Origin of the sequence: Anoxybacillus tengchongensis (assembly GCF_014201585.1) — a bacterium.
GTDB lineage: Bacteria > Bacillota > Bacilli > Bacillales > Anoxybacillaceae > Anoxybacillus > Anoxybacillus tengchongensis.
This window is the reverse complement of record NZ_JACHES010000001.1, coordinates 111,427-127,688: the sequence shown is the minus strand read 5'-3', so window position 1 is coordinate 127,688 and position 16,262 is coordinate 111,427. Positions and strand designations below refer to the sequence as shown.

The following is a 16,262-nucleotide window of genomic DNA, read 5'->3' as shown; positions in this document are numbered from 1 at the left end:
TTCCCGTTAGCTCAGCATACGTTTTCACTAACGAATGTTCATTAGTGCTGCGGCCTCTTGCGGAGATTATATTCTGCCTTTTATATAGGCAGGTTCACTCCGTATGCGTTGCCCCTGACTGAGTTTTTAGGCTCAGCCTTCGGTTCAGGTTCCCATCTCAGGGTTCCTGCTTCATTCCGCAGTTTTTTACGTGAGGCAAACTACTCACCACACGGATTTGTTGCGACTACTTTTTGCCCATACGCTCTTGCGTTCGTCATGTCGTTGGCGTTGTCGATAAAGAAAATGCCGGGTTCTGCTGAATACGTTGCACAAATGTTAATGAGCTTCCATAGCTCGCGCGCACGAATTTTCCGATAGACGCGAACGCGATAGCCCATTTTCTCCCATTCGCGCACATCGCCAACTTCATGCCATTTTTCGTTATAAATACGCATTTCTTCTTCTGAATACGTTTCAACATCTGGAAAGCGCAATTCATACTCTTCATCTTTTTCTACCGCTTCCATAAACTCTTTCGTTAAACAAACAGAAATGTTCGCCCCTGTTAAAAAGTCCGGATTGTGCACGCTATACGTTCCGCCTGTCCGCAACTTTTCTTCTGCATCTTTAATTATTTTTTCCGTGAAACCACCGTAACCTGGTATGTTTTTGTAATTGACAATCCCTTGATACATCGCGCGTTCTTGTTCAGTAAGTGGCGTAAACTTTAATTTTTCTCTCGCTGCTTTTTGAATGCCTTCATCTTCTGTGTTTTCAAGCAAATAGCGCAAAATGCGCGGATTTTGCATTTTCGAAATAATGAATTCAATAATGTCCGGGTGCCAATCGGCTAGCATAATCATTTGAGCGCCACGGCGCGAGCCACCTTGTTCTACAAGATGGGTAAGTTTCGCAATGTCGTCTAGCCATGACACCGATCCGGACGATTTTCCGTTCACTCCGCGCGCAAGTGTATTGCGTGGACGAAGAGTCGAACCGTTCGTTCCTACACCGCCACCGCGGCTCATAATTTCCATCACTTGTTTGCGATGTTCAGAAATGCCTTCGCGCGAGTCTTTAACAAATGGCATGACGTAACAGTTAAAGTACGTCACTTCTGTCCCAGAACCTGCGCCATACAATACGCGTCCAGCTGGAACAAAGTTCAGGCTGACGAGCTGTTCATAAAACTTTTCAAACCACTCTTGTCGTTTCTCTTCTGTTTGCTCCACAGCGGCTAGCCCGGTTGCGTTCCGCTTCGCAATTTGTTCATAAAAAATTTCGAGTGGCTTTTCAATGACATCGAGGGAACGAACAACAATGCCTGTTTTCGCTTCCTCTCCTTCCAACACATGACGATATTCTTCTTCAACAAGCACGTGTGCTTTTTTATTTTCCCAGTCCAGCTCAACGATAAATCCAAGGCCACGCGCTGGAAACTTCGGATCTTCCTTCACGGTTAAAACGACAAAATCTCCGACGCTTAACGTCAACTTTTCCGTATCTTTAAACGAATAGCGATCGAGCATCACTAAACGCGATACACCCTTATATGTAATGTGCATCTCAGGGGTAATCGGGTGCACTTGTGGAAACAGGCGAATGTCTTCATTCAACTTGTCCACATTCACCGTCATTTTTTCAGAAAACGCAACCGTCATTTTTACCTCTCCTCTACCAACATAATCTTACTACATTAAACTACCATATATCGACAACAAGAATCAATAAAAAAATCAATATGTAGTATGATTTTTTAAAAAACACATACTACATATTGATAATTAAGTCAAGCACTTTTTACTTGTCAAGAAAAAAATTTACCGTTTAAAATTCCATTCATCTGTCTCGTATTTGTTTTTCGCAAGTTGCTGAACGTAAGCAAGCTCATCGTCTGTTAATTCATATCGTTCAAGCTGAATGTTTAAACCTTTTTCAAATCCTTTAAAAAATGCTTCTTTCGCCTCATCGATCGTAATTTTCCGATCGGTTAATTCATTCATTGCGACCGCTTTGTTTTTAAAGTTTTGTCGCAATCGCTCTTTTACTCGTTCATTCGGATACTTAAATAAACTAAAAAGCATCTCTTCATCTAAGTCTAATAAAATCGAACCGTGTTGTAAAATGACACCTTTTTGCCGCGTTTGTGCACTGCCTGCTACTTTTCTCCCTTCAACAACAAGCTCATACCAAGACGGTGCATCAAAACAAACAGCCGATCGCGGATTTTTTAAATCTGCTTTTTCTTCTTCTGTTTTCGGCACTGCAAAATACGCATCAAGTCCGAGAAAACGAAATCCTTCTAAAATGCCTTGCGAAATGACGCGATACGCCTCCGTCACCGTTTGTGGCATGTTTGGATGCGCTTCAGACACGATGACGCTATACGTCAATTCTTGATCATGAAGCACGCCACGACCACCTGTCGGCCGTCTTACAAAGCCAAGACCGTATTTTTTTACCGCTTCCATATCGATTTCTTTTTCTACTTTTTGAAAATAGCCGATTGAAAGCGTCGGTGGATTCCAACCGTAAAAACGAATCGTCGGTGGAATTTTTCCTTCACTATGCCATTCTAACAACGCTTCATCAAGTGCCATATTAAACGCTGGGGAACAATTGCCTGAATCAATAAAACGCCATACTTCTTTTTCCATCTACCCCACCCTTTCCTCTATCATTTTATAGTGTAGAAAACACAATAAGTCAATGGAAAATGCTTTGCTTCTTGTCTAAAACATTTATATAATAGACATGGCAACGATGAAAAAAGGAGGGACACCATGACAATAGCTCTTATTATTCTCGGGGCAATTATTGTGTACGCGGTCATTACATACTTTTATCAGAAACGAATCGTTCAAACGCTGACAGAAGAAGAGTTTCGTGCAGGCTATCGCAAAGCACAGCTCATCGATGTTCGCGAACCCGATGAATACGCTGCTGGTCACATTTTAGGAGCACGTAACATTCCGCTTTCACAATTACGCTTGCGCATGAAAGAATTACGTAAAGATCAACCGATTTACTTATATTGCCAAAGTGGGATGCGCAGCAGTCGCGCTGCACAAATGTTGTATCGTAACGGCTATCGCGACTTATACCACTTAAAAGGCGGATTTAAAATGTGGACAGGAAAAGTGAAGAAAAAATAAAGTGCCAAGCAAAAACGCCTGGCACTTTATTTTTGATAACGCAAAATTGGTTTGCGAGCGGCCGTCGTTTCATCTAAGCGTCTCACGACCGTTGTATGCGGCGCTTCTTGGACGATTTCTGGCGTTTCTTCCGCTTCTTTCGCAATTTGGATCATCGCATCAATGAACGCATCAAGCGTTTCTTTTGACTCGGTTTCCGTCGGCTCGATCATCATACATTCTTCAACGATTAAAGGGAAGTAGATCGTTGGCGGATGGTAGCCGAAATCAAGCAGACGCTTTGCAATATCGAGCGTACGCACCCCTAATTTCTTTTGCCGCTTTCCTGATAACACAAATTCGTGTTTGCAATGGCGGTTGTATGGTAAGTCGTAATGTTCCGCTAAGCGACGCATCATGTAGTTGGCATTTAGTACCGCGTATTCTGTCACCGCTTTTAAGCCATCTGGACCCATCGAGCGAATATACGTATACGCGCGAACGTTAATGCCAAAGTTGCCATAAAACGGCTTCACACGCCCAATCGCTTGCGGTCTATCGTAGTCGAAATAGTAGCCGTTTTCCCCTTTTTCCACCGTCGGTTTCGGTAAATACGGAATGAGATCCGCCTTCACGCCGACAGGCCCCGAACCTGGACCACCGCCACCGTGCGGACCAGTAAACGTTTTATGAAGATTTAAATGAACGACGTCAAAGCCCATATCGCCAGGGCGTGCTTTACTTAACACCGCATTTAAATTCGCGCCGTCATAGTACAGCTTTCCGCCTGCATGATGTACGATTTCTGCCATTTCTAGAATGTTTTCTTCAAAAAGACCGAGCGTATTTGGGTTTGTAAGCATAAGCGCTGCCGTATCTGGACCGACGACGCGGCGTAAATCGTCTAAATCGACAAGCCCTTCTTCTGTCGATTTCACCGTCACCGTCTCAAAACCTGCCACCGTTGCCGACGCTGGGTTTGTTCCATGCGCTGTATCTGGAACGATCACTTTCGTTCGATTGTAGTCGCCATTCGCTTCATGATAGGCGCGAATCATCATGAGCCCTGTCCATTCCCCATGCGCACCAGCAGCTGGCTGCAATGTCACCGCATCCATGCCGGTAATTTCTTTTAAATGCTCTTGTAAGTCATACATTAATTCAAGCGCCCCTTGCACCGTTTCTTCCGGCTGAAGTGGATGAATGTGGGCAAATCCAGCAAAACGAGCAACGTTTTCGTTTATTTTTGGATTGTATTTCATTGTGCAAGATCCAAGCGGATAGAAGCCCGAATCGACCCCGTGATTGCGCTTCGATAGCGCTGTATAATGGCGCATAATGTCAAGCTCCGACACTTCTGGGAGTTCTGGCGCTTCTTTTCGAATGTAGTCAGTTGGGATGACTTGTGCAACATCGATAGCTGGCACGTCTAATTCCGGCAAACTATATCCGATTCGCCCCGGCTTGCTTAGTTCAAAAATAAGTGGTTGGTCTTTATGCATGACAATCCCCCAATTCTTTCACAAGCGTGTCGATTTCTTCTTTCGTGCGTAATTCCGTCACCGCAATTAACATACAGTTTTGTAGTTCTGGATAATCACGCCCGAGATCGTATCCGCCAATGATTTCTTTTTCTAGTAACTTTTTATTTACTTCCGCTACCGGTTTGTTCATACGAACGACAAACTCGTTGAAAAACGGACCTGTAAATACGACATGAAAACCGTTGTTGACAAACGCCTCTTTTGCATAGTGTGCTTTTTGAATATTCATCGTTGCCATTTCTCTTACGCCATTTTTGCCGAGCGCTGTCATTGCGACCGATGCAGCAAGGGCGTTTAACGCTTGGTTGGAGCAAATATTCGATGTTGCTTTGTCGCGGCGAATGTGTTGCTCGCGCGCCTGTAATGTCAAGACGAAACCACGGCGACCTTCTTCGTCCGTCGTTTGTCCGACAAGACGTCCTGGAATTTTACGCATAAGTGCCGATTTCACCGCAAAATAACCACAATGCGGACCGCCAAATTGCATTGGAATACCAAATGGTTGAGCGTCACCAACAACGATATCTGCACCACACTGTCCTGGCGGTGTTAATACCCCTAACGCGAGCGGATTGCTTGCGACAACGAACATTCCTTTATGCGCATGAGCAATTGGCTCCATCTCTTTTAGCGGCTCGATTTGTCCGAAAAAGTTTGGATATTGCACAATAACGCATGCGACATGTTCATCCATCTCTTTTTGCAATGCATCAACATCCGTCACGCCGTTTTTATACGGGATTTCTACGATTTCAAGCCCGGGACCTTTTACGTACGTTTTCACCACGTCGCGATATTCGGGATGCACCGCATTTGATAATAGCACCTTTTTCTTTTTCGTATGCGCCGCGCTTAATAACGCTGCTTCTGCTAGCGCTGTTCCACCGTCATACATCGATGAATTCGCCACATCCATGCCTGTTAATTCACAAATCATCGTTTGAAATTCGAAAATCGCTTGCAGTTCTCCTTGCGAAATTTCCGGTTGATACGGTGTATATGCGGTGTAAAACTCCGAGCGTGAAATGACATGGTCAACGATCGTCGGAATGTAATGATCGTACACCCCCGCTCCTAAAAACGACGTGTGTGTCTTCATATCCGCATTTTTTGCCGCTAGTGCCATCAACTCTTTCATTAACTCCGGTTCTGATTTTGCTCGTTTAATGTTATACTCACCTTGAAAACGAACGCTTTCTGGAATATCAGCAAATAGTTCGTCAATCGATTGTACCCCGATCGTTTGTAACATCTGTTGCTTATCTTCTTCCGTCATTGGCAAATAACGATGAAGCATGACTCTCTCTCCTCACATTATTTTGTGCGCTTATAAAACGGTGTTGCCACCACTTTCGCTTTTAATCGCTTTCCACGAACATCTACTTCTACTTCTGTATCAATTACCGAAAACGCAGGAGGAATAAGCGCCAAGCCAATATTCTTTTTGAGCGTCGGTGATTGTGTTCCGGTCGTGACAACGCCAATCTGCTCATCGTTTCCATATACAGCATATCCGTGACGTGGAATACCTTTATCGATCATTTCGATTCCGACAAGTTTCCGCGGCGCTCCTTCTTCTTTTTGTTTTCTTAACACTTCTTTTCCGAAAAAGTCGACGTCTTTATTCGTTTTGACCGCAAAGCTAAGCCCTGCTTCAATTGGCGTAATGTCTTTTGACAACTCTTGTCCGTATAGCGGCAAGCACGCTTCAAAACGAAGTGTATCGCGTGCACCAAGTCCGCACGGAAGTACCCCTTCTTCTTTTCCTGCCTCTAAAATGGCTCGCCAAAGCGTTTGGGCATCTTCTGCTCGACAATATAGCTCAAATCCATCTTCTCCTGTATATCCTGTCCGCGACACGAGCGTTTGAACCCCTGCCACATCGACGTGATCGGCAAAAGCGAAAAATTTCATTGCGGATAAATCGATCGTTGTTAATGGCTGTAATACTTTTTCCGCAAGTGGCCCTTGTAACGCCAGTTGCGCAATATCGTTTGATATATTGACAAGCTCGACATCACCAACGACATGCTCACATAGCCAAGCAAAATCTTTTTCAATATTTGCAGCATTTACGACAAGCAAATAATGGTCGTCTGCTTTTTTATAAATTAACAAATCATCAACCGTTCCGCCGTCTTCGTAACACATGAGCGTATATTGGGCGCGACCGTCTGTTAATTTCGAAACATCATTTGTCATCATTTTTTGTAAAAAAGCAAGACTATCTTTTCCTTTAACTTCAAACTCACCCATATGCGACACATCAAATAATCCTGCGCGCGTCCGTACCGCTTCATGTTCTTCTTTAATGCTAGAAAATTGCACAGGCAACTCCCAACCGCCAAAATCAATCGTTTTTGCGCCATACTCTGCATACAGAGGAAATAGTGGCGTTCTTTGTAACATATGCTCCCCTCCTCGTTCATAAAAAAAGACAGACGACCCCCATATTGTCATATGGTAGTCTCTGTCCTTTCACCTGAAAGTTTCCCTACATTGCATAGGTGTCCTCGTGGGTGGTTCACGTCTGTGAACGCTCTCCAGAGCCGCGTCAAACAAGAGTTCTTTTGCCTGAGAGATTCGTGTTGCCACTTGCTCCTTCGGCGCTACATCCCGTAGTCTCTCCCCTTGTTCTCATCCGCCCGTATACAATTGTCATTCTTGTGCCACACTACATGTAAACACATAATGAAACAATTTTACAAACTTTCTTACGTTTTTTATTATCTTATAACTTCTCGTTTGTCGCAACACCTTTTTATAAATAAAATACGTAAATTTATTTCGTTTTAACTAAAAATGTTCGGAAAATGAGGGATGCGTTATGAACGTCACAATGCATTGGGAGAGAAGTTGGAAGAATGAATTTGCCACACGTATCGAACGTGACGGTCCGTGGTCAAACTGGGAGTTGTATGAACTAGCGCTTGAAGCAACGAAAGCGTTAACCATCCCTCAGTTTGATGGGCTACAAGCTCCAAAACATTTGCCGCATATTACTATTTTACCCCATCAATATGACGTTGCTCGTCAAGTGGTTGAACAAATGAACGGAAAAGCCATTTTAGCTGATGAAGTGGGGCTAGGAAAGACGATTGAAGCAGGATTAATTTTAAAAGAATATATGATTCGTGGACTTGTGAAAAAGGCGCTTATTCTCGTTCCAGCTTCTCTTGTTTCACAATGGGTACAAGAATTAAATGAAAAATTTTTCATTCCCGCCGTTGCCCAAAAGAAAAGTTACGTATGGGAGCAGTGCGATGTGGTTGTTTCATCGATAGATACCGCGAAAAAACAACCACATCGGGACATCATTTATAGCCAATCATACGATATCGTTATTATTGATGAAGCACACAAGTTAAAAAACAATAAAACGAAAAATTATGAATTTGTTCAAGGGCTGAAAAAAAAGTTTTGTTTACTATTAACAGCAACGCCCATTCAAAATCGTATCGAAGAAATTTTTCATCTCGTTTCCCTACTGAAACCAGGACATTTAGGAAATGCCGAACAATTTCAAAAAAGATACGGGAAATTGCGTACATTACACGATGACGTCCATTTAAAAGAGCTCATTCGCAAAGTAATGATTCGTCATCGTCGCCACGATACAGGAATTGAATGGACGAAGCGACACGTTGAAACGATTTTCATTGATTTTTCGGAAGCTGAGCGAAATGTATATGAAAAAATTCGACAGCTCAAATCTCCTTTGTTAGATACATCGCTGTCACATATGACGTTATTGCGTGAAATATGTAGCAGTAAAGAAGCGCTTTTTTGCACGCTAAAAAATATGCTTGAACGTCAACCTCATATTGAAGCAACAATTGGTGCATTGTTACAAACAATGAATGACATCGCCGAACATACAAAAGCGAAAAAAGCGTTAGAGCTCATTCAAACCATAAACGATAAAGTCATTGTCTTTACAGAATATCGCGCCACACAGTTGTATTTGCAATGGTTTTTTAAACAGCATGGCATCTCTTCCGTACCGTTTCGCGGCGGATTTAAACGAAGTAAAAAAGATTGGATGAAAGAACTGTTTCAACATCGTGCTCAAGTGTTGATCGCCACAGAAGCAGGGGGGGAAGGAATTAACTTACAATTTTGCAATCATGTCATCAACTATGATTTGCCTTGGAACCCTATGCGTCTAGAACAGCGAATCGGACGCGTTCATCGTCTCGGCCAAACGAAAGATGTCCACATTTATAATTTTGTCGTGCGCAATACGGTCGAAGAACATATATTTACGTTACTGTACGAAAAAATTCGTCTATTTGAACGGGTTGTTGGTGAACTGGATGATATTTTAATGAAGCTACAATCTCCTGCATTTTCAAGCCATTTAGAACGCATGATTGCTCAGTCCAAAAGCGAAGGGGAATTAAAAATTAAAATGCAAAATTTTGTAGAAATTTTTACGAACATGGAGGATAGTGCGCATGCAGCAACATGATATTCAATCTTTTCTCGAACGCTTTTTTATAGCTACCCATTGCCATATTTTAGAACGTAGCGATGGACATATACGCGTTCAACTCACCGCCGAAATGGATAAGCAATTAATGAATCGTCCATTTTATTGGCATTACATGGAACGCATCGGCGCTATAGGTGAACCATTACAATTGTCGCTTATTACGAAACCATCAGCTACGAAAGAAGGGGAATATATTCATTTCGGTTCACCACGTCTTCACCAAATTTTTTCGATTGCTAAAATGAATGGGCGATTCATTCGCCTGTATGAACAAGTATCCGAACGATCCGTCGCTCTTCATCCATGGCTTCATACGAACATATTGCTTTCATATGAGTGCGATCGGAAACAAGATCGCCTATTATCATTAGGCATCCATCTCATTAGTGGATCGATTGTTGAATCATTTTACAACGTGTTAAAAGAAAAACAATGGGGCGTCACTGTTCCAGATTATTGCTTTACCATTTCTCCACTGATTAAACCGCTCAGCGGATTGGGGCGACTCGAAGCCTTTGTTGAACGTCTGATCGCATCTGAAACGCATCATTGGGCGGATGAAGCACGAGCGCGTTGGAAAGAAGAGTTAGCATTACTGAAACATTTTTACGAGGGCATCGAAGAAAAACAAGAAGAGTATGAAAATGAAAAAGAAGCATTGCGCCAAAGATATGAGCCGAAAATTCATATGTCAGTCATCAATGGTGGATTGTTTTATTTACAAGCGAAATAAGGCTAACACAAGCCTTATTTTCGCTTAAATAAAAGGATAATAGCATACGGAATGACACCGAACCAACGATATAAAAACGGTTGCTTTTGTTGTTTTTTAAACTCCTTCTTTTGTTGCCTTTGTTTTTTCCGTTCGTCTTTCGGTTGGTCTAAATATTTTACGACTTGTTCGGTCATAAATTTCACATAGTCGTTTCCTGCCATCGTTCATCACCTCGATACTAGTATCGTCAAAAACGAGACGATTTAAGCAACGACACGATGGTTTCTACAATGTCATCGACCGTACGATTCGTTGTATCAATTGTTATATGGGCTTGTCGGTACCACGGAAGCCTTTGTTCAAATAGCTGTTTCATTTGACTTTGTTTATTTTCCATCAGTAGCGGTCTGGTCGCATCATCAGCTAAACGACGAAACAATTCATGGAGCTCACAATGCAAGTAAATGACGATGCCATGATTGCTCATAAATCGGCGATTTTCTTCTTGAATAACAATTCCGCCACCTGTTGTGATGACGATATGTTCCGTTGGGAGCTTCTTTAATACTTCCCGTTCATACGCACGAAACACCCCCTCTCCTTCTTCCGCAAAAATGTCTGCAATCGTTTTTCCAACTTGTTGTTCGATATATGCATCCGTATCGATCACAGGTAGCTGCAATACTTCTCCTAACCGTTTTCCAACTGTCGTCTTACCTGCTCCCATAAATCCTGTTAAGTAAATCGCTTTCATGTTCTCTCTCCTCTCTAGTACAGTTCTTTCCATGCCGATATGCTGTTCGTTAAGGAATGAAACTGAAATTGAACGTCATAACGAAATTGTCTACTCGTTACGCATGATACGGTTACAGACCACATCGTAGATCCGATTCGTGTTGCGTGATACGCTGCTTGTCCATGAACAAATAAAATTGTTTGGCTTAATGATGACACGTTTTCTGGTGCGTTGACAAGCGCTTGTTTCACATAAATGAGCGTTTGTTTCATTAAATAATCCGCTTCATACCATTTCTCTTCCTCTTCAAAAAACTGTATTTCTGCATCGTACAATGTAACAGAATGAAGAAAAAGAGCACTAATCAATAATGCACACATAATGGTGAACGGAAAAATAACGCCTTGTTCATTTTTTATGTTAACGAAAAAATGGGATAAACGCTTCATATAATTCTCCTTTATCCGTTAATACACGAATACGAATGCCTGTTTGTTCTTGTTCATACGATACTTGTTGAATAGATTGAAGCATGATTTCATGACCGGTAGCATTCACACGCCGCCGAATGATCGTTCCATATTTTTCGTACGTCACACGCTCACCTGTCCATTTATCGAATTGAATCGTCATTCCGTATATACGAACGTCCTTCGATTCCCTTAGCTCAATTTTTGCTTGTTGAATAAAAACAAGCCATTCAAAATAGTGAAAGTTTCCATGCTTTACAGTGTAATTCGAGGCTAAATGGAACGATGTTGTCAATAAAAATAAAATGATAAAGAAAACGGTAAGCGACATGAGTACTTCAACTAACGTAAATCCTTTTTCTTTTTGCATCATTGCAACAATGTCTCACATCTTTCCTTTGTTCGTTTCAACCTATCTTCCCAACGAACACATCGCTTATTTGAACGTATAAATAATGAAAATGTATGTGCATCTCGTACAACGACCGTTTCGTTTTCAACGCGCTCGTTCATCATTGCCTCATATAAAATTTGATTGGCGATCGTTTCTACTTTTTTGTTTTCTCTTTCTATTAAAATCACCGTCCAATGAGCAACGATGACGGCGATTAAACCACTCCATAAACTAAGTGAGACGAGCAGTTCAAAAAATGTAAAGCCGTTACAATTTTTGGACATACAATCTCCCTTTCCCTAATTGAAAAACTATTTTATATTTTTTCCCACCGTATGCGATAAGCAACGTTCCGGCCTTGTTGATATTACCATTTGGATAATAAAACAACGGTGGAGATAGTGTAGCCATTTGAAACTGGAAAGGAGATGGAAAGGAACGAGCGATCAGTTCCTTCCCAAACGTTCCTCCTTCTCTTACTTGATAGCGACACGTATCAAAATAAAACATAATAGCTACCGTCTTTTTCCGACTGATGGCGTATTGTTGCGCATATAACATATCGTTACTAAACTGTTCTAAAAAATATTGTAGTTGTCGTTCAGCTAACACTTGTTGAAGTGGTGGAACGGTAAAAATCGTAATGGTTGTCACAATAAAAAGAACGATTAACATTTCTACGAGCGTAAATCCTCGTTCATTCACTCTCTAAAACGTTCCCTTCATTCGTAATGACGATCGTTTTTCCATTCGGACAACGATTGCTTTCAATATATTTTCCATCTACTAACTGTTGTACAGTCGGAATCGTTCCATGCTCCATTTCATATGCTTTCACCTGAGACTGAACCATTTTGATAAACGCTGAACATCCTTTATTGTTAATCATGCTGTTATGTTTTGTCACATTTGGGATTGTAATTAAAATTAAAATCGTGATAACCATTAACACAATTAACATCTCGATTAATGTAAATCCTTTCTCATTTCGCATATGCATCCCCCATCATATGTGATTTAACAATTGAAAAATAGGCCACAGCATAGCCATATACATAAGAACAACGAAAATACCAATAAAACTAAGCAACAGTGGTTGAATGATATATACAATTTTTTTCAGACGGTTTTCAAGTTTTTGCAATGAAAACTGGCTGTAATGAAATAATTCTTGAACTAATTCCCCATTCGACTGACCGTGACGAATGACGAAAGGTAGTTCTTGTTCGTAATACTTCCGTTGCTGAACGATTTCATCCAACTTTTCGCCTGCACATAACTGCTGTTTCATGATTTTCGCTTCCTCTTTCAGTAGCGGGAGGTGGGATTGGTGTTCAAAAATTTGCAGCGCCTCATAAATAGATAACCCTCCTTTTAACAAATGACTTAATTGCAACGAAAATACTTGTGTATGGAAGGAAACGATCCACGAGCTCACGATTGGAATTTTCATAAGCATATTCATTTTTTTATAAATAGGCCATGAACGAATGAAAAAAAAGTAAAACAATCCGAACAAAATGAGCATCGTGAACACAATAGAAAATATACGAGGAAGCCATACAGCAACAGAAAAAATGAAGGTAGAAAAAGCAGAGTGAGCATGAAACGAAGAAAGAAGATGGGAAAACTGCGGAGCTAACACTTGCTGAAATATGAAAAACATTGCCATACAAAAACTAAAAAGAAACAACGGGTAGCGTAACATACGCTTCACTTGCTCGACGTAACGTGCTCTCATTTGTCCGATCTCCCCGGCCTCAATAAATCCGTGAGCAAGTTGACCATGTTGTTCAGCAAAAAACACATATCCTAAAAGATGAGAATGAAATTGCATGCGTGAAAAAGCTTCATGAATGGGCACACCAGCTCGCAATGCATGCATACAATCATCTAAATCTTTTTGTTTGGAAGCAGATTGTTGAATTTGTAAAAACTCAATGGCTTGGGCAAGCGAATACCCTTTACTAAGCAATTTCCCTAATTGAATGAAAAACAAACTTTGCTCTTGTAACGACCAATTACAACGTCGCTTCATCTAACAACCAACTTTCGATGACACTCTCATGTAAAAAACCGAGCGCAATCCCTTTTTTAATAACATCTTTTAGCCGAGTGTACACGTATGTCGCTTGCTCTCCTTTTGCTGCTCGCATCGCTTGCGCCAGTTCACTTCCGTATAGTAATTCATAAACACCAGCTCGCCGAACAGGTCGGTACTGTCGGCAAAAAGATGAGCATTCTCCCGCACAGAACGGACATTTCAGTTGCACAAGACGTTGGGCTGTGACAGCAACTAACGTTTGCGCCATTTCTTGAAATGGTACACCAAACTCAAGAAGACGATAAATGGCTCCAACAGCATCTTTCGTATGCATCGTTGTCAGTACAAGATGTCCTGTAAGCGCTGCACGTACAGCTATTCGTGCAGTTTCGGCATCTCGAATTTCTCCTACCATAATCACATCTGGATCGTGGCGCAAAATTGCTTTTAACCCTGCCGCATACGTAATCCCAGCTTTTTCATTAACTTGTACTTGCAACACATCTTCCGCTCGCTTTTCAACCGGATCTTCTAATGTAATGACATTTCGTTGAAAATGATGGCGACATACGTTTAACAAACTGTATAGCGTCGTCGTTTTCCCAGATCCTGTTGGTCCCGTGAAAATAATAAGCCCATGGGAATAATTTAATAACGCGAGCAACTTTTTTACTGTTGAAGGAAATAGCGCGAGTTGTTTGAGCGGAAGAAATGAATGTAACGGAAGCAAGCGAATAACTAAACTTTCGTCATAAATGGTAGGCAATGTTGACAAACGAAGATGGATAGTTGCGTGGGCAACGTTCATTTCCATCGCTCCACTTTGTGGGCGGCGACGTTCACCAATGTCCATATCAGCCAGAAACTTAAAGTGTGCAAGCAAACGTTCACACGTTTGTTTTGATAACACATTTTTTGTAACGAGCATCCCTCCTAATCGAAATTGAACAAGCGCATCTTGCTTACGCGGAACGATATGAATGTCAGAAGCTTGAAGAATGTAAGCATCTTCAATTAGTCGATCCGCCAACTGCTCGATTGTTTGCAACGCTATCCTCCTTTCTTTATTTTTCGCCTTCATTATTCAACATTTTTCGTCAAACTCCTTCTTCTTTCGTAAAAAAATTCAAAAAAATATTCACCCATAGGGTGAACGTTACGAGACACAAACACGACGATATTTTTTTGCCATGTTTTTTAACGCTGACGGATTATAGCCGACAACGAGCCGTTTGCCGTCAGTGACGATTGGACGGCGAAGGAGACGAGGTTCTTTCACAAGCAGCTCAACAACTTTTGATAAAGGCCAGTCCTCCACATTTTCACCAAGTTGCTTAAATGACTGACTGCGTGTCGCTAAAATTTCATCGATCCCTTCCGTCGTTAACGATAATAAGTGCAATAATTCTTCATATGTCGGTGTTTCACGAAATAAATGACGCTCATGAAATTCAATATTGTTTGTACATAACCACTTTTTTGTTTTTCGACACGATGTACAACTTGGATACATGTATACAGTAAGCATAACAACACACTCCTTTCTCCACCCTTGTTACACATATTGTATAACTTTTGTTTAACATTTGTACAGTAATTTGTTTTAAAACTTTGTGAACGTTGCAAAAAGATAGGAATAAAGTTGTATATATGCATTTCCATTGTGAAAATACATGTATTATAATGTAAGTGAATGAATCTATAGGAGTGAGACATAATGGATCAAGTATTAAAAATTACAAGCGTCCTTGCCGATCCGACTCGTTACGACATTTATCAGTATATCGCTCGAAAACATCAAGAAGTAACCGTTCAAGAAATCGCTGATGCTTTTCATATTCATCCGAACGTTGCTCGTCTTCATTTAACGAAGTTAGAAGATGTAAATATGCTTGTATCCGAAACAAAAAAAACAGGAAAAGGTGGAAGACCGAGCCGACTATACCGCCTGTCCGACGATGTCATCCAACTTCATTTTCCATTTCGCGATTACCAACTGTTATCAAAAATCGCTATCCAAGCGATGATGAAACTTGGAGACGCAGGGAAACAAGCGTTGTATGAAACAGGAAAGCTATTCGGACAAGAACTTGTACAACAACACGTTCAATCGATGCAAGCACTTGAGCAGTTAAGCATTGAAGAAAAAATGAATATTTTACAAAAAGCAGCCGAAGCCGCTGGATTTTATCCGACATTCCATTACAGTGAAAATCAAGGGAAAATTTATTTTGAAATTTTCAACTGCCCGTTTAAAGAGCTTGCTTTTACGCATCCAGACTCGGTTTGCTATATGCATAACGCCTTTTTAAAAGGAATGCTAGAAGTGTTATTTACAAACGCTGAACTTGTGACAGAAGAAATTATGCCGTCCGGTTGTAATTCGTGCACGTATCAAGCCATTCTTAAAAAATAGAACGTTTACACAACCATTTCAATTACATTATAATAAGTAAGGGAAACGGTCAGAAAAGGAGGGATACATATGGATCGTATGTTCCGCGTCTTGTCATTTTGGACAGGGATTTTCGCTGTCATGTTCTACCTTGGCCATATGCATACAACGTCATTATTGTTCCTCGGCCAAACAGGATTCTTTCTTTTGTTAAGCTACTTAAAATTAACGGAAAGAATGTACATTTACATTTTCGGTGCGTACTTAACGGTCTTTTTTGCCGGATTTACGTACTGGACAACATTTATGATGGTTCCTGGCATGGGCGAATAAAAAGCGATGAGATGCACTCA

The 16,262-nt window shown here is 41.2% G+C and carries 19 protein-coding genes, 1 pseudogene and 1 riboswitch; of the genes and pseudogenes, 5 read left to right on the top strand and 15 right to left on the bottom strand.

The features are described from left to right. Positions 1-203: 203 nt before the first annotated feature. Positions 204-1,643, bottom strand: a pseudogene (locus HNQ82_RS00695) (vitamin B12-dependent ribonucleotide reductase); the annotation flags it as partial. 159 nt (positions 1,644-1,802) lie between these two features. Further along, positions 1,803-2,639 (bottom strand): lipoate--protein ligase family protein, encoded by an 837-nt coding sequence (locus HNQ82_RS00690; RefSeq protein ID WP_183246303.1) that lies wholly within the window; start codon positions 2,637-2,639, stop codon positions 1,803-1,805. A 126-nt stretch (positions 2,640-2,765) separates the two neighbouring features. Between HNQ82_RS00690 and HNQ82_RS00685 the strand changes: the two genes are divergently transcribed. Then, a complete protein-coding gene (locus tag HNQ82_RS00685) occupies positions 2,766-3,137 on the top strand; it encodes a rhodanese-like domain-containing protein (RefSeq protein WP_032100032.1) in 372 nt (123 codons plus the stop codon). 26 nt (positions 3,138-3,163) lie between these two features. Here HNQ82_RS00685 and gcvPB read toward each other — a convergent pair whose 3' ends face one another. Genes gcvPB through gcvT form a run of 3 tightly spaced genes read right to left on the bottom strand, consistent with a single transcriptional unit; the run spans position 3,164 to position 7,069 of the window. Next, a complete protein-coding gene (gcvPB, locus tag HNQ82_RS00680) occupies positions 3,164-4,618 on the bottom strand; it encodes an aminomethyl-transferring glycine dehydrogenase subunit GcvPB (RefSeq protein WP_183246301.1) in 1,455 nt (484 codons plus the stop codon). Then, the gene (gene gcvPA / locus HNQ82_RS00675; protein ID WP_183246299.1) at positions 4,611-5,957 is read right to left on the bottom strand and encodes an aminomethyl-transferring glycine dehydrogenase subunit GcvPA; all 1,347 of its coding nucleotides are present in this window, start codon (positions 5,955-5,957) and stop codon (positions 4,611-4,613) included. The genes gcvPB and gcvPA overlap by 8 nt, the downstream gene beginning before the upstream one ends. A 17-nt stretch (positions 5,958-5,974) precedes the next feature. Next, positions 5,975-7,069: a glycine cleavage system aminomethyltransferase GcvT gene (gcvT, locus tag HNQ82_RS00670; protein ID WP_183246297.1), complete on the bottom strand. Its 1,095-nt coding sequence runs from the start codon at positions 7,067-7,069 to the stop codon at positions 5,975-5,977. A 143-nt stretch (positions 7,070-7,212) separates the two neighbouring features. Further along, positions 7,213-7,301, bottom strand: a riboswitch (glycine riboswitch). Between the two features lie 186 nt (positions 7,302-7,487). Here gcvT and HNQ82_RS00665 point away from each other — a divergent pair. Both HNQ82_RS00665 and HNQ82_RS00660 read left to right on the top strand, forming a co-directional pair. Beyond that, a complete protein-coding gene (locus HNQ82_RS00665) occupies positions 7,488-9,131 on the top strand; it encodes a DEAD/DEAH box helicase (RefSeq protein WP_183246295.1) in 1,644 nt (547 codons plus the stop codon). Then, positions 9,118-9,888, top strand: coding sequence for a YqhG family protein (locus tag HNQ82_RS00660; RefSeq protein WP_183246293.1), 771 nt, complete (start codon positions 9,118-9,120; stop codon positions 9,886-9,888). The genes HNQ82_RS00665 and HNQ82_RS00660 overlap by 14 nt, the downstream gene beginning before the upstream one ends. A gap of 14 nt (positions 9,889-9,902) precedes the next feature. On the opposite strand, the gene HNQ82_RS00655 is transcribed toward HNQ82_RS00660, so the two are convergent. From HNQ82_RS00655 to HNQ82_RS00610, 10 genes are all read right to left on the bottom strand, one after another. Next, a complete protein-coding gene (locus tag HNQ82_RS00655) occupies positions 9,903-10,091 on the bottom strand; it encodes a YqzE family protein (protein ID WP_055440955.1) in 189 nt (62 codons plus the stop codon). 26 nt (positions 10,092-10,117) lie between these two features. Beyond that, positions 10,118-10,624 carry a shikimate kinase gene (locus HNQ82_RS00650; RefSeq protein ID WP_183246291.1) on the bottom strand — a complete coding sequence of 169 codons (507 nt, stop codon included), beginning with the start codon at positions 10,622-10,624 and terminating at the stop codon, positions 10,118-10,120. A 14-nt stretch (positions 10,625-10,638) separates the two neighbouring features. Further along, positions 10,639-11,055 (bottom strand): competence type IV pilus minor pilin ComGG, encoded by a 417-nt coding sequence (comGG, locus tag HNQ82_RS00645; RefSeq protein ID WP_183246289.1) that lies wholly within the window; start codon positions 11,053-11,055, stop codon positions 10,639-10,641. Continuing rightward, positions 11,027-11,449 carry a competence type IV pilus minor pilin ComGF gene (gene comGF, locus HNQ82_RS00640; protein WP_183246286.1) on the bottom strand — a complete coding sequence of 141 codons (423 nt, stop codon included), beginning with the start codon at positions 11,447-11,449 and terminating at the stop codon, positions 11,027-11,029. Before comGF ends, comGG begins: the two co-directional genes overlap by 29 nt. Continuing rightward, on the bottom strand, positions 11,446-11,754 hold the full coding sequence (comGE, locus tag HNQ82_RS00635; protein WP_183246284.1) for a competence type IV pilus minor pilin ComGE: 309 nt from the start codon (positions 11,752-11,754) through the stop codon (positions 11,446-11,448). The genes comGF and comGE overlap by 4 nt, the downstream gene beginning before the upstream one ends. Beyond that, entirely contained in the window at positions 11,738-12,175 is a 438-nt protein-coding gene (gene comGD / locus HNQ82_RS00630) for a competence type IV pilus minor pilin ComGD (RefSeq protein WP_032100040.1), read from the bottom strand. The genes comGE and comGD overlap by 17 nt, the downstream gene beginning before the upstream one ends. Next, positions 12,168-12,470: a competence type IV pilus major pilin ComGC gene (gene comGC / locus HNQ82_RS00625; protein ID WP_167338095.1), complete on the bottom strand. Its 303-nt coding sequence runs from the start codon at positions 12,468-12,470 to the stop codon at positions 12,168-12,170. Before comGC ends, comGD begins: the two co-directional genes overlap by 8 nt. Positions 12,471-12,476: 6 nt before the next feature. Beyond that, the gene (gene comGB, locus HNQ82_RS00620; RefSeq protein ID WP_183246282.1) at positions 12,477-13,508 is read right to left on the bottom strand and encodes a competence type IV pilus assembly protein ComGB; all 1,032 of its coding nucleotides are present in this window, start codon (positions 13,506-13,508) and stop codon (positions 12,477-12,479) included. Beyond that, positions 13,492-14,562, bottom strand: a complete 1,071-nt coding sequence (gene comGA / locus HNQ82_RS00615; protein WP_183246280.1) for a competence type IV pilus ATPase ComGA — start codon at positions 14,560-14,562, stop codon at positions 13,492-13,494. The genes comGB and comGA overlap by 17 nt, the downstream gene beginning before the upstream one ends. A 108-nt stretch (positions 14,563-14,670) precedes the next feature. Then, the gene (locus HNQ82_RS00610) at positions 14,671-15,042 is read right to left on the bottom strand and encodes a Spx/MgsR family RNA polymerase-binding regulatory protein (RefSeq protein ID WP_055440961.1); all 372 of its coding nucleotides are present in this window, start codon (positions 15,040-15,042) and stop codon (positions 14,671-14,673) included. 189 nt (positions 15,043-15,231) lie between these two features. Between HNQ82_RS00610 and HNQ82_RS00605 the strand changes: the two genes are divergently transcribed. Together HNQ82_RS00605 and HNQ82_RS00600 are read left to right on the top strand one after the other, a co-directional pair. Further along, positions 15,232-15,930 (top strand): helix-turn-helix transcriptional regulator, encoded by a 699-nt coding sequence (locus tag HNQ82_RS00605; protein WP_183240827.1) that lies wholly within the window; start codon positions 15,232-15,234, stop codon positions 15,928-15,930. Between the two features lie 69 nt (positions 15,931-15,999). Further along, the gene (locus tag HNQ82_RS00600) at positions 16,000-16,242 is read left to right on the top strand and encodes a DUF2626 domain-containing protein (protein ID WP_004889537.1); all 243 of its coding nucleotides are present in this window, start codon (positions 16,000-16,002) and stop codon (positions 16,240-16,242) included. The last annotated feature ends 20 nt before the right edge of the window (positions 16,243-16,262 follow it).